Below are 23,423 nucleotides of genomic sequence, written 5' to 3' on the forward strand. Positions count from 1 at the left end.
TGTTCTTGCTCCTCGTCAGCTCTCGTCGTCGAGCCAGCCCATGGTCCGCTCGACGGCCTTGAGCCAGTTCTTGTACTCACGGTCGCGGATGTCCGCGTCCATGCGGGGGGTCCATTCGGCGGCCCGGCGCCAGTTGGCGCGCAGGTCGTCGGTGCTGTTCCAGAAGCCGACGGCGAGACCGGCGGCGTAGGCGGCACCGAGGCAGGTGGTCTCGGCGACCATCGGGCGCACCACGGGGGCGTCCAGGAAGTCCGCGAGCGTCTGCATCAGCAGGTTGTTGGAGGTCATACCGCCGTCGACCTTCAGCGCCGTCAGCTCGACACCGGAGTCCTTGGTCATGGCGTCCGCGATCTCCCGCGTCTGCCAGGCGGTGGCCTCCAGGACGGCGCGCGCGAGGTGCGCCTTGGTCACGTACCGGGTCAGGCCGGCGATCACACCGCGGGCGTCGGAGCGCCAGTACGGGGCGAACAGGCCGGAGAAGGCCGGCACGAAGTAGGCGCCGCCGTTGTCCTCGACCGACAGCGCGAGCGTCTCGATCTCGGCGGCGGTGGAGATGAGGCCCATCTGGTCGCGCATCCACTGCACCAGGGAGCCGGTGACGGCGATCGAGCCCTCCAGGGCGTAGACCGGCTTGTCGTCGCCGATCCGGTAGCCGACGGTGGTCAGCAGCCCGCTGTACGAGTTGATGATCTTGTCGCCGGTGTTCATCACCATGAAGGTGCCGGTGCCGTACGTCGACTTGGTCTCGCCCTCGGAGAAGCAGGTCTGGCCGAACAGGGCCGCCTGCTGGTCGCCGAGCGCGGAGGCGACCGGGATGCCACCGAGCAGGTCGCCCAGCTTGCCGCCCTTGATCTCGCCGTAGACCTCGGCGGAGGAGCGGATCTCGGGCAGGATCCGCGTCGGTACGCCGATCGACTCGGCGATCTTCTGGTCCCACTCCATGGTGTGCAGGTTCATCAGGAGGGTCCGGGAGGCGTTGGTGACGTCGGTGACGTGCTTGCCGCCGTCCGTGCCGCCGGTCAGGTTCCAGATGACCCAGGTGTCCATGGTCCCGAACAGCAGGTCGCCCGCCTCGGCGCGTTCGCGCAGTCCCTCGACGTTGTCGAGCAGCCAGCGGGCCTTGGGACCGGCGAAGTAGGAGGCGAGGGGGAGGCCGGTCTCGCGGCGGAAGCGGTCCTGGCCGACGTTGCGGCCCAGTTCCTTGCACAGGGCGTCGGTACGGGTGTCCTGCCAGACGATGGCGTTGTGGACGGGCTCGCCGGTGTTCCGGTCCCACAGCACGGTGGTCTCGCGCTGGTTGGTGATGCCGATGGCCTTGATGCCGTCGCGGGTGATGCCGGCCTTCGCGATGGCGCCGGCGACGACCTCCTGCACGTTGGTCCAGATCTCGGTGGCGTTGTGTTCGACCCAGCCCGGCTTGGGGAAGATCTGTTCGTGTTCCTTCTGGTCGACGGAGACGATCCGGCCGTCCCGGTCGAAGACGATGCAGCGGCTCGAGGTGGTGCCCTGGTCGATGGCGGCGATGAAGGGCCCTTGGCCGTGGGATGCGAGGCCGGCGGTGTGGGCGTCCGTCACTGTCTGCTCCTGGGGTCCGTGGTCGATGGGGCGGGTACGGCGTTCGGGGTGCGGCGCGGTGCGCTGCGCGCGAGGGCTCGGAGGGCGGTGCCCGTCAGGCGAAGGCGGCGTTGTAGATGCCCGCGCCGATGGCGCCGCCGATGAGCGGACCGACCACCGGGATCCAGGCGTAGCCCCAGTCGGAGCCGCCCTTGTTGGGCAGGGGAAGCAGGGCGTGGACGATGCGGGGGCCGAGGTCGCGGGCCGGGTTGATGGCGTAGCCGGTGGGACCGCCGAGGGAGAGGCCGATGGAGACCACGACGAGGGCGGTGATCAGGCCGCCGAGCACACCGAGGCCGTTGCCCTGGTCGTTCAGGCCCTGGGTGAGGACCGCGAGGATCAGCACGACGGTGCCGACGATCTCCGTGGCGAGGTTCTGCGCCGCGTGCCGGATCTCCGGGCCGGTGGAGAAGATGCCGAGGACGGGGCCCGCGCCCTTCTCCTGGGCCTCGACCGCCTTGGCGGCGGTGGTCTGGGCGCCGGGGCCGCCGACTATCTCCCGGTCGGTGAGGTGCGCGTGGAACTGGCCGTAGTAGGCGACCCAGACCAGGGTCGCGCCGATCATGGCGCCGAGCATCTGGCCGCCGAGATAGGTCGGCACGTTGCTCCAGTCGCTGTTCTTGATGGCCAGGGCGACCGTCACGGCCGGGTTGAGGTGCGCACCGGAGAGCGGGCCCGAGATGTACACGGCCGTCATCACGGCGAAACCCCACCCGAAGGCGATGGCGAGCCAGCCGGTGTTGCGGGCCTTGGAACCCTTCAGCGTCACCGCGGCGCAGACGCCGCCGCCGAGCAGGATGAGTACGGCGGTACCGATGGTCTCGCCGATGAAGATGTCGGAGCTGGACACCCGCGACTCCTTTGTCCTTCGTCCAGAGGTAGCCGAACCCCGGGTCCCTCCGTCCGGGAGCTCGCGCCCTCGGGGGTGAGGGCGATGCCGGCCCATGGCGTTGTCACACTCTAGCGCGTATTACCGCAAGGTGTTCGACAATGCCGACCGTTGGACGGGAGTCTCGCTTCGCACCACGCAGGCGTCAAGGGCCCCGGTACCGAAACCGCGATCGTTACTGATCGCGCCGGGCGACCGGGCCGGCGGTCTGTTGAGCGCGCACGGTGGTGGATCGCGAGGGCATTCGCAGGCCGAGCGGGCATGGCGAAGGCCGGTGCCTCTGGAGGTGTCGAGGCGGGCAGTGCGCCCGCGCCCGGCCGCATGGGACGCGCGCAGCGGTCCCGTGGCGAAGCGTCTGGCGCCCAGGTCCCGGGAAACCGCGCGGGCACGGTCCCGGACCGCCGTGACGAGTTCGTGGCGCAGCCCGCCGTCTCGGCGCTCCCGCTCCTCGGCGCCGGTGATGCCGGTTGCGTGGGCATGGTGGCGGGCCGAGCGGGCAGGCCGAAGGCCGGTGCACCCGAAGGCGTACCGGCCAGGTCGCATGCGGCGCGCGCAGTGGTCCCGTGGCTTTGTGCGGCGGTCAGAGGCGTGTGGCGCACAGGTCCCGGGAGACCGCGCGAGCACGGTCCCGGACCGCCGTGACGAGTTCGCGGCGCAGCCCGCCGTCTCGGCGCTACCGCTTCTCGGCGCCGGCGATGCCGGCTGCGTGGGCACGGCGGCGGGCCGAGGACGCATGGCGATCGGCCGTGCGCGGGCAGGCCGGAGGCCGGTGCGCCCCGAGGCGTGCCGCCTGGTTGGACGGGAGGCGCTCAGTGGCCCGCGCCTGGTCGCACGGGATGGGCCCAGCGGGCCTGCAGCTATGTGCGGCGGTCAGAAGCGCCCGGCGCCCAGGTCCCGCGCGAGCACGGTCCCGGACCGCCGTGACGAGTTCGTGGCGGAGCTCGCCCTCTCGGCACACCCGTGCCACGGGGCTGGTGATGCCGGTCGGCGGGCACGGCGGCCAGGCGCGCGGGCCCGGCAAAGGACGGCGCCCCGAGGCGTACCGGCCCGGTCGCAGGGGAGGTGCTCAGCGGCCCCGCGCCCTGTCGCACGGGACGCGCCCAGCGGTCCCGTGGCTTTCTGTAGGGGGTCAGAAGCGTCCGGCGCCCAGGTCGCGGGAGACCGCGCGGGCGCAGTCGCGGACCGCCGCGACGAGTTCGTGGCGCAGCTCGCCCTCCCGGCACACCCGCTCCACGGCGCCGGTGATGCCGACCGCGCCGACCGGCATCCGCCGCCGGTCGTGGATGGGCGCGGCGATGGAGGCGACGCCCTCCCACGTCTCCTCGACGTCGGCGGCGTAGCCACGCGCGCGCGTGAGGTCGAGGATGTGCTCGAAGTCGTCGATCCCGCACACGGTCCGGTCGGTGAACGCCTTGCGGTCGGCCTCGACCGCCTCGCTGTGCGCCACCGGGTCGTACGCCGCCAGCACCTTGCCCAGAGCCGTGCAGTGCAGCGGCTGCATCGCCCCGATCTCCAGCACCTGCCGGCTGTCGTCCGGGCGGAAGACGTGGTGCACGATCAGCACGCCGTGCTGGTGCAGTACGCCCAGGTACACGCTCTCCCCGCTGGACCGGGCCAGGTCGTCCGTCCACACCAGCGCGCGGGCCCGCAGTTCGTGCACGTCGAGGTAGGTGGTGCCCAGGCGCAGCAGTTCCGCGCCCAGCTGGTACCGCCCGGAGGCCTCGTCCTGTTCGACGAAGCCCTCGTGCTGGAGGGTGCGCAGGATGCCGTGGGCGGTGCCTTTGGCGAGGCCCAGTGAGGAGGCGATGTCCGACAGGCCCAGCCGCCGCTCACCGCCCGCCAGCAACCGCAGCATCGCGGCCGCCCGCTCGAGCGACTGGATGTTCCGTGCCATCGCCGTCCTGCCTCCGTCCCCTTCGACCGCCGGCGGACGACTCTCGTCGTGGCGCCCGTTCGGCAATGCCGAACACTACCGGTCCGTACCGATCCCCCGCCAATGGTCGGCCGTCGCCTGTCGCGCGAACCCCGCCACCCGGGGTGTTCCGACCGTCATCCTCGTCCGCTTGGTGGACGCCGTGACCGTCAGGGGCCGGTCCCGGCTACCCTGGCGGCGTGCGCCTCGCCCGGGCAGCGCTGTGCTCGCCTCCCGGGAACGCGCAAAGCCGACAGCCGTCGCAGCCCAAGGGAGCCCCTTTATGGCCTCGTTGCCGCCGACCCCTTCCGCCGACAGCCGGACCCGTGCGTCCGCCCTGCGCGAGGCACTCGCCACCCGTGTGGTGGTAGCCGACGGAGCGATGGGCACCATGCTCCAGGCCCAGGAGCCCTCGCTGGACGACTTCCAGCAGCTGGAGGGCTGCAACGAGGTCCTGAACGTCACCCGCCCCGACATCGTCCGTTCAGTCCACTCCGCCTACTTCGAGGTCGGAGTGGACTGCGTGGAGACCAACACGTTCGGGGCCAACCTGACCGCCCTGGGCGAGTACGACATCGCCGAGCGGGTCGCCGAGCTGTCCGAGGCCGGCGCCCGTATCGCCCGTGAGGCGGCGGACTCGTTCACCGCCTCGGACGGCCGCCCCCGCTGGGTGCTGGGCTCCATGGGCCCGGGCACGAAGCTGCCGACGCTCGGCCACACCACCTTCGCCGCCATCCGCGACGCCTACCGGCAGAACGCCGAGGGCCTGCTCGCCGGAGGCGCGGACGCGCTGCTGGTCGAGACCACCCAGGACCTGCTCCAGACCAAGGCCTCCGTCATCGCGGCCCGCCGCGCGATGGAGACCGCCGGGTACGAGGTCCCGCTGATCGTGTCGGTGACGGTGGAGACGACCGGCACCATGCTGCTGGGCTCGGAGATCGGCGCCGCGCTGACGGCGCTGGAGCCGCTGGGCGTCGATATGATCGGCCTGAATTGCGCGACCGGCCCCGCCGAGATGAGCGAGCACCTGCGCTATCTGTCCCGCCACGCGCGCGTCCCGCTGTCGTGTATGCCGAACGCCGGTCTCCCCGTGCTCACCAAGGACGGCGCGCACTACCCGCTGACGGCGCCGGAGCTGGCCGACGCGCAGGGCCACTTCGTCCGCGACTACGGACTGTCCCTGGTGGGCGGCTGCTGCGGCACCACGCCGGAGCACCTGCGCCAGGTGGTCGAGCGGGTGCGGGACCTGTCCCCGGTGGAGCGCAGCCCGCGCCCGGAGCCGGGCGCGGCCTCCCTGTACCAGACCGTGCCCTTCCGCCAGGACACCTCCTACCTGGCGATCGGGGAGCGGACGAACGCCAACGGGTCCAAGAAGTTCCGTGAGGCCATGCTCGAGGGCCGCTGGGACGACTGCGTGGAGCTGGCGCGCGAGCAGATCCGCGAGGGCGCGCACATGCTGGATCTGTGCGTGGACTACGTCGGCCGGGACGGGGTCGCGGACATGCGGGAGCTGGCGGGCCGGTTCGCCACGGCCTCGACGCTGCCGATCGTGCTGGACTCCACCGAGGTGGACGTGATCCGGGCCGGGCTGGAGCAGCTGGGCGGCCGCGCGGTGATCAACTCGGTGAACTACGAGGACGGCGACGGACCCGAGTCGCGGTTCGCGCGGGTGACGGCGCTGGCGCGGGAGCACGGGGCGGCGCTGATCGCGCTGACCATCGACGAGGAGGGCCAGGCCCGTACCGCCGAGAAGAAGGTGGAGATCGCCGAGCGGCTGATCGCGGACCTGACCGGCAACTATGGCATCCGTGAGGAGGACATCCTCGTCGACTGCCTGACCTTCACCATCTGCACCGGCCAGGAGGAGTCCCGGGGCGACGGTGTGGCCACCATCGAGGGCATCCGGGAGCTGAAGCGGCGGCACCCGGACGTGCAGACCACGCTGGGCCTGTCGAACATCTCCTTCGGTCTGAACCCGGCCGCCCGGATCCTGCTGAACAGCGTGTTCCTGGACGAGTGCGTCAAGGCAGGCCTGGACTCGGCGATCGTGCACGCCAGCAAGATCCTGCCGATCGCCCGCTTCGACGAGGAGCAGGTCACCACCGCGCTCGACTTGATCCACGACCGCCGCCGCGAGGGCTACGACCCGCTGCAGAAGCTCATGCAGCTGTTCGAGGGCGCCACGGCGAAGTCGCTGAAGGCGGGCAAGGCCGAGGAGCTGGCCGCGCTGCCGCTGGAGGAGCGGCTGAAGCGGCGGATCATCGACGGCGAGAAGAACGGCCTGGAGCAGGACCTGGACGAGGCCCTGCAGACGCGCAAGGCCCTGGACATCGTCAACGACACCCTGCTGGACGGCATGAAGGTGGTCGGCGAGCTGTTCGGCTCCGGGCAGATGCAGCTGCCGTTCGTGCTCCAGTCGGCCGAGGTGATGAAGAACGCGGTCGCCCACCTGGAGCCGCACATGGAGAAGACCGACGAGGCGGGCAAGGGCACGATCGTGCTGGCGACCGTCCGCGGTGATGTGCACGACATCGGCAAGAACCTCGTCGACATCATCCTGTCCAACAACGGCTACAACGTGGTCAACCTGGGCATCAAGCAGCCGGTCTCGGCGATCCTGGAGGCGGCCGAGGAGCACCGGGCCGACGTGATCGGCATGTCCGGGCTGCTGGTGAAGTCCACGGTGATCATGAAGGAGAACCTGGAGGAGCTCAACGCCCGCGGCCTGGCGACCGGCTACCCGGTCATCCTCGGCGGCGCCGCCCTGACCCGCGCCTATGTCGAGCAGGACCTGCACGAGCTGTACGACGGGGAGGTCCGCTACGCCCGCGACGCGTTCGAGGGCCTGCGCCTGATGGACGCCCTGATCGGGGTCAAGCGCGGCGTGCCCGGGGCGAAGCTGCCCGAGCTCCGGCAGCGCCGGGTGCGGGCCGCCACCGCGCAGGTGGCCGAGGAGCAGCGGCCGGAGGAGGGGCACGTCCGCTCCGACGTGGCCACCGACAACCCGGTCCCCGAGCCGCCGTTCTGGGGCACGCGGGTGATCAAGGGCATCCAGCTCAAGGAGTACGCGTCCTGGCTGGACGAGGGCGCCCTGTTCAAGGGCCAGTGGGGGCTCAAGCAGGCGCGCACCGGTGCCGGGCCCACCTACGAGGAACTCGTCGAGAGCGAGGGCCGGCCCCGGCTGCGCGGCCTGCTGGAGCGGCTCCAGACGGACGGCCTGCTGGAGGCCGCGGTGGTCCACGGCTACTTCCCGTGCGTGTCCAAGGACGACGACCTGATCATCCTGGACGACCAGGGCAACGAGCGCACCCGCTTCACCTTCCCGCGCCAGCGCCGCGGCCGCCGGCTGTGCCTGGCGGACTTCTTCCGCCCGGAGGAGTCGGGGGAGAGGGACGTGGTCGGCTTCCAGGTCGTCACCGTCGGCTCCAGGATCGGCGAGGAGACCGCGCGGCTGTTCGCCGCCGACTCCTACCGCGACTATCTGGAGCTGCACGGGCTGTCCGTGCAGCTGGCCGAGGCGCTCGCCGAGTACTGGCACGCCCGGGTGCGCGCCGAGCTGGGCTTCGCCGGTGAGGACCCCGCCGACATCGAGGACATGTTCGCCCTGAAGTACCGGGGCGCCCGCTTCTCCCTCGGCTACGGCGCCTGCCCCGACCTGGAGGACCGCGCCAAGATCGCCGACCTCCTCCGCCCCGAGCGGATCGGCGTCCACCTGTCCGAGGAGTTCCAGCTCCACCCCGAACAGTCCACCGACGCCATCGTCATCCACCACCCGGAGGCCAAGTACTTCAACGCCCGCTGACCCTGGGTTTCCCCTGGTCACCGGCGCGGTCGAGAGGTCCTGCGGGCTTGTGCGGAGGGCAGCGGACCGCGGACCGGCCGTCGCGGCGAGCGGTCCCGGTGCCGTTGTGCGCCGATGATGCCGGTGTGGGCGGTTCGTGCGGGCGTTTCGGTTGCGGGCGTCGTACAATTGTCGGTCCATCGCAGGCCGGTTCCCCGTGTGGGAACCGGCCTGATCGTCCCTCAAGGAGGTATGCGCGGATGACAAGTACGGTACCGGCGCTCGGAACCCGTATGGCCGAAGGCTCAGCCTTGCAGGCCGTGCTCCTGGACATGGACGGAACCCTGGTGGATACCGAGGGCTTCTGGTGGGACGTCGAGGTGGAGGTGTTCGCCGCCCTCGGACACAGGCTCGACGACTCCTGGAGACACGTCGTCGTCGGCGGCCCCATGACCCGCAGCGCGGGCTTCCTCATCGAGGCCACCGGCGCAGCCGTCACCCTCGCCGAGGTCACCACCCTGCTGAACGAGGGCTTCGAGGCCCGTATCGACGGCGCGCTGCCCCTGATGCCGGGCGCCGCGCGGCTGCTGGCCGAACTGTCCGAGCAGCGGATCCCCACCGCACTGGTCTCCGCCTCCCACCGCCGCATCATCGACCGGGTCCTGACCTCGCTCGGCCCTCAGCACTTCGCCCTGTCCGTGGCCGGCGACGAGGTCTCCCGCACCAAGCCACACCCCGATCCCTACCTGCTGGCCGCCGCGGGCCTCGGCGCGGACCCCACCCGGTGCGCCGTGATCGAGGACACCGTCACCGGAGTCGCCGCGGCGGAGGCCGCCGGCTGCCGGGTCGTCGCCATCCCCTCGGTCGCCCCCATCCCCCCGGCCTTCCGGCGGACCGTCGTCCCCACCCTCGAAGACGTGAACCTGTCATTTCTGCGCGACCTGATGACAGAAATGCGCTAACCGTTCACCCAGCGTGCCAAGTCCCGCGGAATAGGCCCCCGAACCGGATGTCCGAGCGAATTCAAAGCTCGCCGTATTGGCTGAATTCCGGCAGCTGTTCCCCTACTTGTGTGTGTGACGTTCCCCACTCCCCGAGGGGTCGACAACGAGTCCGGGGCGTGCTGCCCGCCTCCTCTCGGATGCCGTGCGCGCGCCCTTGTGTCCCGTTTGGTGGAACGCTGCACGAATCCTTCCGGTGACGGGTTTCCGGTCCGTCCGCGCCCGGTTCCGCTGCGTGATGGGAGCTCAACTCCGGTGGCCGCGAACGGTCCTGCGGGGGAGGACTAATCTCGTCGCGAGAACATCGACCCTGCCACCGTGATCCGTAGCAACACCCTGCATGCCGGATACACGGACAAGACAGCTCTGGAGAAACTCGAGCATGAACCGCAAGACTTTGGTGCTGCCGGCCGTGGTCGGTCTGCTCGCGCCGGTACTCGCCGCGTGCGGCGGTTCCGACAGCGGCAGCAAGAGCGGCGACGCCATCGTCGTCGGCACCACGGACCGGTTCACCGCTTCGAAGGACGCCCCGGCACCCTTGGACCCGGCGTACGCCTACGACGTCGGCACCTGGAACATCCTGCGCCAGACCGTGCAGACCCTGATGATCCAGCCCAAGGGCGACGGCGACCCCGTCCCGGAGGCGGCCGAGAAGTGCGGCTTCACGGACAGCGGCAACGAGCGCTACGCCTGCACCCTGCGTGAGGGCCTGAAGTTCGCCAGCGGCGAGCCCATCACCGCGGCCGACGTGAAGTTCTCCGTCGACCGCGCCCTCTCCATCAACGCCGACAGCGGTGTGTCCGGCCTGCTCTCCACCGTGGACACCGTGGAGACCCAGGGCGACCGCGAGGTCATCTTCCACCTCAACACGGCCGACGCCATCTTCCCGTACAAGCTGTCGACGCCCGTCGCGGCCATCGTCAACCCCAAGGACTACGAGAAGGACAAGCTCCGCGACGGCTTCGCCGTGGACGGCTCCGGCCCGTACACCCTGAAGGCCAACGTCAAGAACGGCGAGATGGTCGACGGGGTCTTCACCAAGAACCCCAACTACCAGGGGACGTTGAAGCTCAACAACGACAAGGTGCAGATGCGTTCCTTCGCGGACGCCGATGCCATGGGCGACGCGCTGGACAAGGGCGACATCGACGTCATGACCCGCAGCATGTCGCCCGAGCAGATCCGCAAGCTGTCGGCCGCCAAGGACAGCAAGGTCGGCGTCGTCGAGACGGCCGGCCTGGAGATCCGCTACCTGGCCTTCAACACCGACGCCCCGACGGTGAAGTCCAAGGCGGTGCGTGAGGCCATGGCCCAGATCATCAACCGCAGCGAACTCGTCTCCGAGGTCTACGGCACCCAGGCCGAGCCGCTGTACTCGATGGTCCCGGCCACCATCACCGGCCACTCGAACGCCTTCTTCAACCGGTACGGCGACCCCAGCGTGGCCAACGCCCGTTCGCTGCTGGAGAAGGCCGGTGTCACCACCCCGGTGAAGCTGACGATGCACTACACGACGGACCACTACGGGCCTGCCACCAAGAAGGAGTTCGAGATCCTTCGGCAGCAGCTCAACAGCAGCGGCCTGTTCGACATCGACATCCAGGGCACTCCCTGGGACACCTTCCGCCCGGCGGAGAAGAAGGGCCAGTACGACGTCTACGGCATGGGCTGGTTCCCTGACTTCCCGGACGCCGACAACTACCTGGCACCGTTCCTCGACAAGGGCAACACCCTCAACACCCCCTACGCCAACAGCGACATCCGCCGCAACCTGATCCCGGAGTCCCGTCGCCAGGCCGACCGGCTCTCCGCGTCCGCGAGCCTGACGAAGATTCAGGACATCATCGCCGGCGACGTTCCGCTGATCCCGCTCTGGCAGGGCAAGCAATACGTCGCCGCCCGCGACAACATCACGGGCACCGCGTACGCCCTCAACTCCTCCGCGACGCTTCAGCTCTGGGAGCTCGGCCGCGGTGTGAGCGGCTGATCCGCCACCACCTACGGCGAAGGCGCCCCTCCCGGACTTCCGGGAGGGGCGCCCTTCGCCGTTGCGTCGCGCCGCGGGGGCGGCCGCCGCTACTGCGCGCCGGGGCGTACCAGTCCGCTCTCGTACGCGTACACCGCGGCCTGCACACGGTCGCGCAGCCCCAGCTTCGTCAGCACGTGCCCGACATGCGTCTTGACCGTCGTCTCGCTGACGAACAGATCGGCGGCGATCTCCGCGTTGGACAAGCCGCGCGCCACCAGCTTCAGCACCTCCACCTCACGGTCGGTGAGGGTGTGCAGCGTGTCCGGCACCGGCTCCTCCCCGGAGGGCAGATGCGTGGCGTACTTGTCCAGCAGCCGACGCGTGATGCTCGGCGCCAGCATCGCCTCGCCGGCCGCGACCACCCGGATCGCCTGCACCAGCTCGTTGGCGGGCGCGTCCTTGAGCAGGAAGCCGCTCGCACCGGCGCGCAGCGCCTCCACCACGTACTCGTCGAGGTCGAAGGTGGTCAGCACCAGCACCTTCGCCGGACCGTTCCGCTCCGGTCCGGTGATCTGCCGGGTCGCCTCCACGCCGTCCATCCGCGGCATGCGGATGTCCATCAGGACCACGTCGGGCTGAAGGGCCCGCACCTGGTCCAGGGACTGCAGACCGTCTCCGGCCTCGCCCACGACCGCGATGTCCTGCTCGGCCTCCAGGATCATCCGGAACCCGGTGCGCAGCAGCGGCTGGTCGTCGACCAGTAGGACGCGGATGGCCACGTGAGTCTCCTTCGCTAGTCCGGCCCCATTCTGCCCTGCGCCGTTGTGCCGGACTCCGCCGCCCTCACCGGCAGCGGATAGGGCGGGGGAGTGCCGCCGAACTCCGGGCAGTGGGCCTGGTGGTCGCACCAGCCGCACAGCTTGGTGGGGCGCGGCCGCCAGTCACCGGTCTCAGTGGCCAGCCGGATCGCCTCCCACAGCGCCAGCAGCTTGCGCTCCACCCGCTCCAGGTCGGCGAGGACCGGGTCGTAGGTCAGTACGTCGCCGCTGCCCAGGTACACCAGTTGCAGCCGCCGCGGGAGGACCCTCTTCAGCCGCCACACCACCAGGGCGTAGAACTTCATCTGGAACAGCGCGCCCTCGGCGTACTCGGGACGGGGCGCCTTGCCCGTCTTGTAGTCGACGATCCGCACCTCGCCCGTGGGCGCCACGTCCACCCGGTCGATGATCCCGCGCAGCGTCAGCCCCGAGTCCAGCTCCGCCTCGACGAACAGCTCCCGCTCGGCGGGCTCCAGCCGGGTCGGGTCCTCCAGCGTGAACCAGCGCTCCACCAGCCGCTCCGCCTCCGCCAGCCAGCTCGCCAGCCGCTCGCCGTCGCTGTCGTCGGCGAACAGCTCCACCAGCTCGGGCCGCGCCTCGCGCAGCCGCTGCCACTGGCCCGGGACCAGTTCCTTGGCCCGTGGCGCGGTCCGCTCCGCGGCGGGCGCGTCGAACAGCCGCTCCAGCACGGCGTGCACCAGCGTGCCCCGCGTCGCCGCCTCACTCGGCTTCTCCGGCAACCGGTCGATCACCCGGAACCGGTACAGCAACGGACACTGCATGAAGTCCCCGGCCCGCGAGGGAGACAGCGAACTGGGCGGTACGACAGCCCGGCGGGCCTCCACGCCCGAGCCCCCGTCGCCACCCGGCACATCCGCACCCGGCGCCGCGGCCGCCTCGCGCACATCCGCTTCACCGCCGTCGGGACCGCCCGCACCGCCCGCAGCCACTGGGCCCGCGTCGCCCCCGCCGGTCGCCGCAGCCTGCGCGGCGGCTCCGTGAGCGCCCACGTCACCCGCGCCCGGACCAGTCGTGACGGCCCCGTCGACTCTTGGGCTGTCCGCAGCCACGAGATCGGCGACACCCGCCTGTGCGGGGACCGTCGTCCCCGCCGCGTCCGGCGACTGAGCCGACTCCGGCGCGGGCTGCAACTCGGCGGCCCGCGGCGCGCTGTGGCGTGACCGGGCCGGTCCGGCGGCGTCGTGCGGGGTGCCGGGCTCGCCCTCCGTGCTCGTCTCCATGCCCCAGACCCTACGGCCCACCACTGACAGTGACCCGGGGACGGTCATGTTGTGCGCGAGGAGGGGAAAACACATAGGGGTGCCGGGCGTGACCGCTCGGCACGGCCGCATACCATCGACCCGAGACCTTCCGGCCGTCAGGCACGGAAGACGTGCTTCGAACGAGGGGACACCGTGGACGTGAGCGGCGGGAGCGGACAGCCGCGTTCCGGCAAGGACGATTCGGCAGATCGCCGCACGGGCCCGGTGGACCCGGCCCCCGACTCCGTGGGCCCGGGCGTCGAGCCGGCCGACGCGGCCCCGCCCGAGCCGGCCTCGCCGACCGCCACCCCTGCCCCCGAAGCAGAGGGCGGGACGGAGGAGCCGACGGAGGAGCCGACGGAGACGGAGCGGGCAAAGGAGCCGGAGGAGGCGAAGGAGCCGGAGGAAACGGAGGAACAGGACCGTTCCGCCGACACCTCGCAGGAGCCCCCCGCCACCGAAGACGTCCGCCCCGGCGACACCTCGCAGGAGCCCCCCGCCACCGAAGACGTCCGCCCCGACGCCCACCCCGAGCGCGGTTACGCCCACGGCAGTGACCCGGCCGCCGGACCCGAAGCCGGTACCCGTACCGAGGGTCCCGCCCCCGCTCCCGGCGACCGCACGCGCCCCGAGTCCCACTCCGACCGTGCTCTCGCCCGTTCCGGGGCCGGACAGGAGCCGCCGCGGCGCCCGAGCGACCTCAGGGGCGGGCTCCTCATGGGGCGGCCCTTCGGGGTGCCCGTGTACGTGGCGCCCAGCTGGTTCCTCGTGGCCGCGCTGATCACCTGGGTGTTCGGCGGACAGCTCGACCGGGTGCTGCCCGAACTCGGTGCCGCCCGCTACCTCGTCGCCCTGTTCTTCGCGGTCGCCTTCTACGGCTCCGTCCTCGTTCACGAGCTCGCGCACACCATCGCCGCCCTCCGCTTCAAGCTCCCGGTCCGGCGCATCCAGCTCCAGTTCTTCGGCGGCGTCTCCGAGATCGAGAAGGAGGCCGAGACCCCCGGCCGAGAGTTCGTCCTCGCCTTCGTCGGCCCGCTGCTCTCGCTGATCCTCGCCGGTGTCTTCTACGCCGCCCTGCGGCCCCTCGAGCGCGGCACGGTCGCCGGTGTCCTGCTGGCCGGCCTGATGATCTCGAACCTCATCGTCGCCGCCTTCAACCTGTTGCCCGGCCTGCCCCTCGACGGCGGCCGCATGCTCCGCGCCGTCGTCTGGAAGATCACCGGCAGGCCGATGAGCGGCACGATCGCCGCCGCCTGGGTCGGCCGCGCGCTCGCGGTCGCCGTCCTGATCGGACTGCCCCTGGTCACCCAGTCCGGCGCACTCGGCCCCACCGCCGAGGACAGCGTCGGCATGGGCACCGTCACCAACGCCCTGCTCGCCGCCATCCTGGCCGCGATCATCTGGACCGGCGCCGGCAACAGCCTGCGCATGGCCCGGCTGCGCGAGCACCTCCCCGAACTGCGCGCCCGCGCCCTCACCCGCCGCGCCGTCCCGGTCGAGGGCAACACCTCCCTGGCCGAGGCCCTGCGCCGCGCCAACGCCGCCGGCGCCCGCGCCCTGGTCGTCGTCGACGGCCACGGCGAGCCGCTCTCCCTCGTCCGCGAGTCCGCAATCGTCGGCGTACCCGAGCACCGCCGCCCCTGGGTCTACGCCAGCGAACTCGCCCAGGAGCTCACCGACGGCATGCGCGTCTCCGTCGAACTCGCCGGAGAGGACCTCCTGGACGTGCTGCGCGCCACCCCGGCGACCGAGTACCTCGTGGTGGAGGAGACCGGAGAGATCTACGGCGTGCTGTCCGCGGCCGACGTGGAGCGCGCCTTCGTCAAGGCCATGGCCCGCCCGTCGGCCTCCGCGTAGGGCCCGTCAGCGTGGTCGGAGGGCCCGCCGGGGACCGGTAGGCTGGTCACATGTCCGAACCGACCGGTGCCGCCCGCCGCCGCGGGCCCTTCAAGGTCGGGGACCAGGTACAGCTGACCGACCCCAAGGGCCGCCACTACACGTTCACGCTCGAAGCAGGGAAGAACTTCCACACCCACAAGGGGTCCTTCCCGCACGACGAACTGATCGGCGCACCCGAGGGCAGCGTTGTCCGCACCACCGGCAACGTCGCCTACCTCGCGCTGCGCCCCCTGCTCCCCGACTACGTCCTGTCCATGCCCCGCGGGGCAGCCGTCGTCTACCCCAAGGACGCCGGGCAGATCCTCGCCTTCGCCGACATCTTCCCCGGCGCGCGCGTCGTGGAGGCCGGCGTCGGCTCCGGTTCGCTCAGCAGCTTCCTGCTGCGGGCCATCGGCGACCAGGGCATGCTGCACAGCTACGAGCGCCGCGCCGACTTCGCCGAGATCGCGCAGGCGAACGTGGAGCGCTACTTCGGCGGCCCGCACCCCGCCTGGCAGCTCACGGTCGGAGACCTCCAGGACAACCTCTCCGACACCGACGTCGACCGCGTCATCCTCGACATGCTCGCCCCCTGGGAGTGCCTGGAGGCCGTCTCCAAGGCGCTCGTCCCCGGCGGCATCCTGTGCTGCTACGTCGCGACCACCACCCAGCTCGCCCGGACCGTGGAGTCCATCCGCGAGATCGGCTGCTTCAACGAGCCGACCGCCTGGGAGACGATGATCCGCAACTGGCACATCGAGGGCCTGGCCGTCCGCCCGGACCACCGCATGATCGGCCACACCGGCTTCCTGCTCACCGCCCGCCGGCTCGCGGACGGCGTCGAGCCGCCCATGCGCCGCCGCCGGCCCGCCAAGGGCGCCTACGGCGACGACTACGAGGGCCCCAACGCCGACGGCGGCGCCGCCCGCTGACGCGTCCCGCCACGCACGCAACACAGGGGCGCCGTGGCGGAGTTCCCGACGGGCCGCGGGGAACTCCGCCACGGCGCCCTCACGTTGATCCCCACCCCGCCGTTCCCCCGCACTGTGACGTGTGGCACGATGCTGGCCACCCCCACCGGCACAGCCCTCGCAGGAGATGCTCCTAGTGCAGCAATCCGCCGTTCCGGAACTGGCCCACACGCATACCCGCCCCATCCACTGGATGGCCACCGCCACCGCGGTCGCCGGTGTGGTCGCCCTCTCCTCGCTCGTGCAGCCCGGCTCGGCCACGGCCGCCCAGCCGCAGGGCACCCGCGCGAAGTCCGCCCCCGCCACCGGGCCGGCCCCGAGCACCACCGGCGTGACCTTCCCGATCGACTGCGGTCCGGTGCGGGCCGTGGTGGCGAAGAAGGCCTCCGGTGACCTCGACGGGGACGGCAGACCGGAGACCGTGGCCGTCGTGCACTGCGACGCCCCCATGGGCACCCCGCCCGACGCCGTCTACGTCCTCACCCAGGCCGCCGGTGCCGCCGAGCCCCGCGTGGTCGCCACCCTCGTCGAGGTCAAGGACCGGTACTCGGTCACGGACTTCGCCGTCCGCGACGGCGCCGTTACCGCAACCCTGCTCGGCTACTCCTCGTCCGACGTGCCCAATTGCTGCCCCGACCTCAAGGACAGCGTGAAGTGGCGGTGGCAGAACGGCGCGTTCGTCCGCTCCGCGGACGCCGGGGCACGCGGTGTCTGACGACACTCCCTGAAAATGTGAGAAAACAGACAACGGTGACGCGTCGCACCGGAGCGGTCACTCCGCGTCAGGTCCGTACACCTCGACCCTGTCCGAAACGCGGCGCACGTGGATGCACTCGCCGGGGCACTCCTTGACCGAGTCCACCACGTCCGTGAGAAGCGGAAGCGGCACGGGCGTTGCCGCTCCCGCCTCCTGAAGGAGCTCGTCCTCCGGGGTCTTCACATAGGCCAGACCGTCGATGTCCAGCTCGAAGACCTCCGGCGCGTATTGCGCGCAGATGCCGTCGCCGGTACACAGGTCCTGGTCGATCCAGACCTCCAGTGCCTCGCCACCGTCCGAGGTCCGCTGCTGCACGGTCATCTCTCCTGCCGTATCACGTCGAGCCGTACGGGAATCCGGCCAGCTCTGACGGGTGTTGAACGTGTCGACCCTACCTCTGCCCGCTTTCCAATCATGTTCGGTGGGTATTCCCCTGGCGTGAGGGAGAGCGCAAGGGTGAAGATCGGACACACCCCGACAGTCTTTGTGATCTAGGGGTTTCAATCGACACCCACCCAGGTAGGGTCTGGAAGCGTCCAGCTCCCCTTGGAGGAGGTGAGGACCGTGGCAGCCCACGACGACGACATGAACCGCGGCATCCGCCCGGGACGCGGGTCCGACGACCCGGCCGGGCAGATCGCCTACCTTGAGCAGGAGATCGCCGTCCTGCGCCGCAAGCTCGCCGACTCTCCGCGTCACACGAGGATTCTCGAAGAGCGGATCGTCGAGTTGCAGACCAACCTGGCCGGCGTGTCCGCGCAGAACGAACGCCTCGCGAACACGCTCCGCGAGGCCCGCGACCAGATCGTGGCCCTCAAGGAAGAGGTCGACCGGCTCGCCCAGCCGCCGGCCGGCTTCGGCGTCTTCCTCCAGGCCAACGAGGACGGCACCGCCGACATCTTCACCGGCGGCCGCAAGCTCCGGGTGAACGTCAGCCCCAGCGTCGAGCTCGACGAGCTCAGGCGCGGCCAGGAACTGATGCTCAACGAAGCACTCAACGTGGTCGAGGCCATGGAGTTCGAGCGCGTCGGCGACATCGTCACCCTCAAGGAGATCCTCGAGGACGGCGAGCGCGCCCTGGTGCTCGGGCACACCGACGAGGAGCGGGTGGTACGGCTCGCCGAGCCGCTGCTGGACGTCACCATCCGCCCCGGCGACGCGCTCCTGCTCGAACCCAGGTCCGGCTACGTCTACGAGGTCGTGCCCAAGAGCGAGGTCGAGGAACTCGTCCTCGAAGAGGTGCCCGACATCGGCTACGAGCAGATCGGCGGTCTCGGCAACCAGATCGAGGCCATCCGGGACGCCGTGGAGCTGCCGTACCTCTACCCGGACCTGTTCAAGGAGCACGAGCTGCGCCCGCCGAAGGGTGTCCTGCTCTACGGGCCCCCCGGCTGCGGCAAGACGCTCATCGCCAAGGCCGTCGCGAACTCGCTCGCCAAGAAGGTCGCCGAGGTCACCGGGCAGGCGGCGGGCAAGAGCTTCTTCCTCAACATCAAGGGCCCGGAGCTGCTGAACAAGTACGTCGGCGAGACCGAGCGGCAGATCCGCCTCGTCTTCCAGCGTGCCCGTGAGAAGGCCGGCGAGGGCACCCCCGTGATCGTCTTCTTCGACGAGATGGAGTCCCTCTTCCGCACCCGCGGCTCCGGTGTCAGCTCGGACGTGGAGAACACCATCGTCCCCCAGCTGCTCGCCGAGATCGACGGTGTGGAAGGCCTGCAGAACGTGGTCGTGATCGGCGCCTCCAACCGCGAGGACATGATCGACCCGGCCATCCTGCGGCCCGGCCGCCTCGATGTGAAGATCAAGATCGAGCGTCCGGACGCCGAGGCGGCGAAGGACATCTTCGGGAAGTACCTCACCGAGCGCCTCCCGCTGCACTCGGACGACCTCGCGGAACACGGCGGCGCCAAGGACGCCACGGTCCAGGGCATGATCCAGACCGCGGTGGAGCACATGTACGCCGAAACCGAGGAGAACCGCTTCCTGGAGGTCACCTACGCCAACGGCGACAAGGAAGTCCTCTACTTCAAGGACTTCAACTCCGGCGCCATGATCGAGAACATCGTCGGGCGCGCCAAGAAGATGGCGATCAAGGACTTCCTCGAGAAGAACCAGAAGGGTCTCCGCGTCTCCCACCTGCTCCAGGCCTGCGTGGACGAGTTCAAGGAGAACGAGGACCTGCCCAACACCACCAACCCGGACGACTGGGCCCGGATCTCCGGAAAGAAGGGCGAGCGGATCGTCTACATCCGCACCCTCATCACCGGAAAGCAGGGCGCGGACACCGGACGCTCCATCGACACGGTGGCGAACACCGGTCAGTACCTGTAAAAGCAGGGTGGCTGCGGGTGCCCTCCACGGGGTACCCGCAGTCCGCTGTTTCCGGGCCACCGCATGGAGCAGGCAATGACGCAAATGATCTCCCCACCAGCGCAAAGGCGTTCTAGGCTCTTTCGTACCGCCGGGTTGCGCAGTGCGGGGACGGGCACCGCACAGGCACCCGGGCATCAGCGGTACTTGAGCGACGCCCACGACCGAGGGTGCCGCCGGGCAAGGAGGGCCGCATGACCGTACGGCGAGTAATGGGCATCGAGACGGAGTACGGGATCTCCGTCCCCGGCCACCCCAATGCCAATGCCATGCTCACCTCATCCCAGATCGTCAACGCCTACGCGGCGGCCATGCACCGGGCGCGCCGGGCCCGCTGGGACTTCGAGGAGGAGAACCCGCTTCGGGACGCCCGGGGCTTCGACCTCGCCCGCGAGGCGGCCGACGCCAGCCAGCTCACCGACGAGGACATCGGCCTGGCCAACGTCATCCTCACCAATGGCGCACGGCTCTACGTCGACCATGCCCACCCGGAGTACAGCGCGCCCGAGGTCACCAACCCGCGCGACGCCGTTCTGTGGGACAAGGCCGGCGAACGGATCATGGCCGAGGCCGCGGAGCGGGCGGCCCAGCTGCCCGGCGCCCAGCCGATCCACCTCTACAAGAACAACACCGACAACAAGGGCGCCTCCTACGGCACGCACGAGAACTACCTGATGAAGCGGGAGACCGCCTTCTCCGACATCGTGCGCCACCTCACGCCCTTCTTCGTCTCCCGTCAGGTCATCACGGGCGCCGGCCGTGTCGGCATCGGCCAGGACGGCCACGAGCACGGCTTCCAGCTCAGCCAGCGCGCGGACTACTTCGAGGTCGAGGTCGGTCTGGAGACCACACTCAAGCGGCCGATCATCAACACGCGCGACGAGCCCCATGCCGACGCGGAGAAGTACCGGCGCCTGCATGTGATCATCGGCGACGCCAACCTCTCCGAGATCTCCACCTACCTCAAGCTGGGCACGACCGCCCTGGTCCTGTCCATGATCGAGGACGGCTTCATCGCCGTGGACCTGGCCGTCGACCAGCCCGTGCGCACGCTCCACCAGGTCTCGCACGACCCGGGCCTCAAGCGCCTGATCACACTGCGCAGCGGCCGGACACTCACCGCGGTGCAACTCCAGATGGAGTACTACGAGCTGTCGCGCAAGTACGTGGAGGAGCGGTTCGGCGCGGACGCCGACGAGCAGACCAAGGACGTGCTGTCCCGCTGGGAGGACACGCTCAACCGGCTCGAGAACGACCCCATGAGCCTGGCCGGCGAGCTGGACTGGGTCGCCAAGCGGGAGCTCATGGAGGGCTACCGGCGCCGTGACGGCCTCGACTGGGACGCCGCCCGCCTGCACCTCGTCGACCTCCAGTACGCGGACGTACGCCCCGACAAGGGCCTGTACAACCGCCTGGTGGCCCGGGGCCGCATCAAGCGCCTGCTGGACGAGACCGAGGTGGACCGGGCCCGCAGGAAGCCGCCGGAGGACACACGCGCGTACTTCCGCGGCCGCTGCCTGGAGCAGTACGCCGACGACGTCGCCGCGGCCTCCTGGGACTCGGTGATCTTCGATCTGCCGGGCCGGGACTCGCTCCAGCGCGTCCCAACCCTGGAACCGCTTCGCGGAACGCGTAATCACGTCAAGGAGCTCCTCGACCGCTGCCGTACCGCCGAAGACCTGGTCAGGGTGCTCTCCGGCGGCTGAGCGGATCCCGGAACGGACGGGTCTTCCAGGGTGGAAATCCCCGGCGCCGGGAATCATCGAGGTGGCCCTCGTACGTTGGAGAAAGTGCGGGGCCGATGTCGGACCCGGCTTGTAGGGTCGGAACATCACCGATCGGCCGTAATGCCGACCATGTCGGGCGAACTGAGCGGGGTGAGGGTTATGGCAACGAAGGACACCGGCGGCGGGCAGCAGAAGGCCACGCGTTCCACCGAGGAGATCGAGGAACAGTCCCAGGACGCGCAGGCCACGGACGACCTCAAGGAACGCCACGAGAAGCTGAGCGACGACGTGGACTCCGTCCTCGACGAGATCGACGACGTCCTCGAGGAGAACGCAGAGGACTTCGTGCGGTCCTTCGTGCAAAAGGGTGGTCAGTAAACGCCCGATAAGCGGTCAGTAAGCCGCTTCTTCCTTCGATTCCCTTGGATTTCCCGGGTCCCTTGGATTCCCTGGTTTTCCCGGGGTCGAAGAATCGAAAGGAAGGCGCGTGGAGCGGTGGCGAACGAGCCGGTTGGCGAGGAGCTGCGTGCGGTGCGGTGAGGCCGTACCGCGCGCGGCCTTCGTTTCCGGGCGCCGGCCGCCCGCGCGGGGGCTCGGTGAGGGGCTCGTCGGGAGCGGCTTCAGGGCTTCCGCCGATCATGTGGATCACCGCCGCGAGGCGGGTAGGGTCCGTGGCGTACTGTGCATCAACTGCAACTCCGGCCTCGGCCTGTTGAGGGACGATCCCGAAGCGGTGGACCGAGCTGCCGACTACCCGGAAGGAAACGCGTGGAAGCCAACACTCGTAGCACCGGGCGTCTACCGGCCGCCTTCCTGACGCCTGGGTCCGCCTCGTTCATGGACTTTCTCGCCGAGCACCAGCCGGAGCTGCTGCCGGGGAAGCGGCAGCTGCCGCCGACCCAGGGGGTGGTCGAGGCGCCGCACGGCACCACCATCGTGGCGACGGCCTTCCCGGGCGGCGTCGTCCTGGCCGGTGACCGGCGGGCGACGATGGGGAACGTGATCGCGCAGCGGGACATCGAGAAGGTGTTCCCGGCGGACGAGTACTCGGCCGTCGGTATCGCCGGCACCGCCGGTCTGGCGGTGGAGATGGTGAAGCTGTTCCAGCTGGAGCTGGAGCACTTCGAGAAGGTCGAGGGGACGCAGCTCTCGCTGGAGGGCAAGGCGAACCGTCTGTCGACCATGATCCGCTCCAACCTGGGCATGGCCATGCAGGGACTGGCCGTGGTCCCGCTCTTCGCGGGGTACGACCTGGACCGCGAGAAGGGCCGGATCTTCTCCTACGACGTGACGGGCGGCCGTTCCGAGGAGCACGGCTACGCGGCCACCGGCTCCGGCTCGATCTTCGCGCGCGGCGCCATGAAGAAGCTCTTCCGGGAGGACCTGACCGAGGCCGAGGCCACGACGCTGGTGGTCCAGGCCCTGTACGACGCGGCAGACGACGACTCGGCGACCGGTGGTCCCGATGTCGCCCGCCGGATCTATCCGATCGTCACCGTGATCACCGAGGACGGATTCCGCCGGCTCACCGAGGACGAGTCCTCGGAGATCGCCCGCTCGGTGCTCCAGCGGCGCCTGGAGCAGCCGGACGGCCCGCGGGCCGCGCTGCTGTAGCCGGCGCCCGGTTCTTGTTCGGGGTGATCCAGTGACTTCTACAGAAAGGGACGGATAACCGGTGTCGACGCCGTTCTATGTCTCACCTCAGCAGGCCATGGCCGACCGGGCGGAGTACGCCCGCAAGGGCATCGCGCGTGGCCGCAGCCTGGTCGTGCTGCAGTACGCCGACGGAATCGTGTTCGTCGGTGAGAATCCGTCCCGCGCGCTGCACAAGTTCAGCGAGATCTACGACCGGATCGCGTTCGCGGCCGCCGGCAAGTACAACGAGTACGAGAACCTGCGCATCGGCGGCGTCCGCTACGCCGACCTGCGCGGTTACACCTACGACCGGGACGACGTGACCGCCCGCGGCCTGGCGAACGTGTACGCCCAGACGCTGGGCACGATCTTCTCCAGCGCCGCCGAGAAGCCGTACGAGGTGGAGCTGGTGGTCGCCGAGGTGGGGGAGACCCCGGACGGCGACCAGATCTACCGGCTGCCGCACGACGGCTCGATCGTGGACGAGCACGGCTCGGTCGCGGTCGGCGGCAACGCCGAGCAGATCAGCGGCTACCTGGACCAGCGCCACCGGGACGGCATGTCGCTGGCCGAGGCGCTGAAGCTGGCCGTCCAGGCCCTGTCCCGTGACACCAACGGCAGCGAGCGGGAGATCCCCGCCGAGCGCCTGGAGGTGGCGGTGCTGGACCGTACGCGTCCGCAGAAGCGCAAGTTCAAGCGCATCGTGGGCCGTCAGCTGGGCAGGCTGCTCGAGGCCGACGGCGCGGCGACCGAGGCGGAGAGCGCCGAGGAGGACGGTTCCGAGGAGAAGTAGTCCCGCTCCGCAGCCCCGTTCCGGTGCCCCGGCCTGCTGGAAGGCC

General features: G+C 70.3%; 17 protein-coding genes and 2 pseudogenes. 12 read left to right on the forward strand and 7 right to left on the reverse strand.

All coding sequences use genetic code 11. The features are described from left to right. Positions 1-15: 15 nt before the first annotated feature. The 4 genes and pseudogenes from glpK to ACWEK3_RS12725 form a co-directional block, all read right to left on the reverse strand. Positions 16-1,575 (reverse strand): glycerol kinase GlpK, encoded by a 1,560-nt coding sequence (glpK, locus tag ACWEK3_RS12710; RefSeq protein ID WP_450538697.1) that lies wholly within the window; start codon positions 1,573-1,575, stop codon positions 16-18. Between the two features lie 94 nt (positions 1,576-1,669). Then, positions 1,670-2,464 carry an MIP/aquaporin family protein gene (locus tag ACWEK3_RS12715; RefSeq protein ID WP_376399200.1) on the reverse strand — a complete coding sequence of 265 codons (795 nt, stop codon included), beginning with the start codon at positions 2,462-2,464 and terminating at the stop codon, positions 1,670-1,672. A gap of 387 nt (positions 2,465-2,851) precedes the next feature. Beyond that, positions 2,852-2,974, reverse strand: a pseudogene (locus tag ACWEK3_RS12720) (IclR family transcriptional regulator); the annotation flags it as partial. Between the two features lie 658 nt (positions 2,975-3,632). Next, the gene (locus ACWEK3_RS12725) at positions 3,633-4,397 is read right to left on the reverse strand and encodes an IclR family transcriptional regulator (protein ID WP_225076121.1); all 765 of its coding nucleotides are present in this window, start codon (positions 4,395-4,397) and stop codon (positions 3,633-3,635) included. A 301-nt stretch (positions 4,398-4,698) separates the two neighbouring features. Here ACWEK3_RS12725 and metH point away from each other — a divergent pair, with 301 nt between their 5' ends. From metH to ACWEK3_RS12740, 3 genes are all read left to right on the forward strand, one after another. Further along, complete coding sequence (gene metH, locus ACWEK3_RS12730) at positions 4,699-8,217, forward strand: methionine synthase (RefSeq protein ID WP_450538694.1); 3,519 nt, start codon at positions 4,699-4,701, stop codon at positions 8,215-8,217. Between the two features lie 239 nt (positions 8,218-8,456). Beyond that, positions 8,457-9,158 carry an HAD family hydrolase gene (locus tag ACWEK3_RS12735; RefSeq protein ID WP_450538692.1) on the forward strand — a complete coding sequence of 234 codons (702 nt, stop codon included), beginning with the start codon at positions 8,457-8,459 and terminating at the stop codon, positions 9,156-9,158. A 421-nt stretch (positions 9,159-9,579) separates the two neighbouring features. After that, positions 9,580-11,184, forward strand: coding sequence for an ABC transporter substrate-binding protein (locus ACWEK3_RS12740; RefSeq protein WP_450538690.1), 1,605 nt, complete (start codon positions 9,580-9,582; stop codon positions 11,182-11,184). 89 nt (positions 11,185-11,273) lie between these two features. Here the strand turns inward: ACWEK3_RS12740 and ACWEK3_RS12745 are convergent, their stop codons facing one another. Further along, positions 11,274-11,945 carry a response regulator gene (locus ACWEK3_RS12745; RefSeq protein ID WP_453249667.1) on the reverse strand — a complete coding sequence of 224 codons (672 nt, stop codon included), beginning with the start codon at positions 11,943-11,945 and terminating at the stop codon, positions 11,274-11,276. A 14-nt stretch (positions 11,946-11,959) separates the two neighbouring features. After that, complete coding sequence (locus ACWEK3_RS12750; RefSeq protein WP_450538788.1) at positions 11,960-12,856, reverse strand: RecB family exonuclease; 897 nt, start codon at positions 12,854-12,856, stop codon at positions 11,960-11,962. A 543-nt stretch (positions 12,857-13,399) separates the two neighbouring features. Between ACWEK3_RS12750 and ACWEK3_RS12755 the strand changes: the two genes are divergently transcribed. The 3 genes from ACWEK3_RS12755 (at position 13,400) to ACWEK3_RS12765 (ending at position 16,810) form a co-directional block, all read left to right on the forward strand. Continuing rightward, positions 13,400-15,103, forward strand: coding sequence for a site-2 protease family protein (locus ACWEK3_RS12755; RefSeq protein WP_453249668.1), 1,704 nt, complete (start codon positions 13,400-13,402; stop codon positions 15,101-15,103). Positions 15,104-15,153: 50 nt separating this feature from the next. Beyond that, a complete protein-coding gene (locus tag ACWEK3_RS12760) occupies positions 15,154-16,056 on the forward strand; it encodes a tRNA (adenine-N1)-methyltransferase (RefSeq protein WP_361412854.1) in 903 nt (300 codons plus the stop codon). A 175-nt stretch (positions 16,057-16,231) separates the two neighbouring features. Next, on the forward strand, positions 16,232-16,810 hold the full coding sequence (locus ACWEK3_RS12765) for a hypothetical protein (protein WP_450538686.1): 579 nt from the start codon (positions 16,232-16,234) through the stop codon (positions 16,808-16,810). A 57-nt stretch (positions 16,811-16,867) separates the two neighbouring features. Here ACWEK3_RS12765 and ACWEK3_RS12770 read toward each other — a convergent pair whose 3' ends face one another. Next, positions 16,868-17,173 carry a ferredoxin gene (locus ACWEK3_RS12770; protein ID WP_365425432.1) on the reverse strand — a complete coding sequence of 102 codons (306 nt, stop codon included), beginning with the start codon at positions 17,171-17,173 and terminating at the stop codon, positions 16,868-16,870. A 243-nt stretch (positions 17,174-17,416) separates the two neighbouring features. Between ACWEK3_RS12770 and arc the strand changes: the two genes are divergently transcribed. The 6 genes and pseudogenes from arc to prcA all read left to right on the forward strand — a co-directional run bounded on the left by arc (position 17,417) and on the right by prcA (position 23,377). Next, positions 17,417-19,183, forward strand: coding sequence for a proteasome ATPase (gene arc, locus ACWEK3_RS12775; protein WP_361412851.1), 1,767 nt, complete (start codon positions 17,417-17,419; stop codon positions 19,181-19,183). A 233-nt stretch (positions 19,184-19,416) separates the two neighbouring features. After that, a complete protein-coding gene (dop, locus tag ACWEK3_RS12780; RefSeq protein ID WP_376551663.1) occupies positions 19,417-20,928 on the forward strand; it encodes a depupylase/deamidase Dop in 1,512 nt (503 codons plus the stop codon). A gap of 180 nt (positions 20,929-21,108) precedes the next feature. Beyond that, positions 21,109-21,327, forward strand: a complete 219-nt coding sequence (locus tag ACWEK3_RS12785) for a ubiquitin-like protein Pup (protein ID WP_225076130.1) — start codon at positions 21,109-21,111, stop codon at positions 21,325-21,327. A 247-nt stretch (positions 21,328-21,574) separates the two neighbouring features. Beyond that, positions 21,575-21,766: pseudogene (locus ACWEK3_RS12790) on the forward strand (endonuclease domain-containing protein); the annotation flags it as partial. After that, entirely contained in the window at positions 21,718-22,563 is an 846-nt protein-coding gene (gene prcB / locus ACWEK3_RS12795; protein WP_361412849.1) for a proteasome subunit beta, read from the forward strand. The pseudogene ACWEK3_RS12790 and the gene prcB, both read left to right, overlap by 49 nt. A 61-nt stretch (positions 22,564-22,624) precedes the next feature. Beyond that, positions 22,625-23,377: a proteasome subunit alpha gene (prcA, locus tag ACWEK3_RS12800; protein ID WP_141362525.1), complete on the forward strand. Its 753-nt coding sequence runs from the start codon at positions 22,625-22,627 to the stop codon at positions 23,375-23,377. The last annotated feature ends 46 nt before the right edge of the window (positions 23,378-23,423 follow it).

This window comes from Streptomyces sp. NPDC004721 (genome assembly GCF_053601495.1).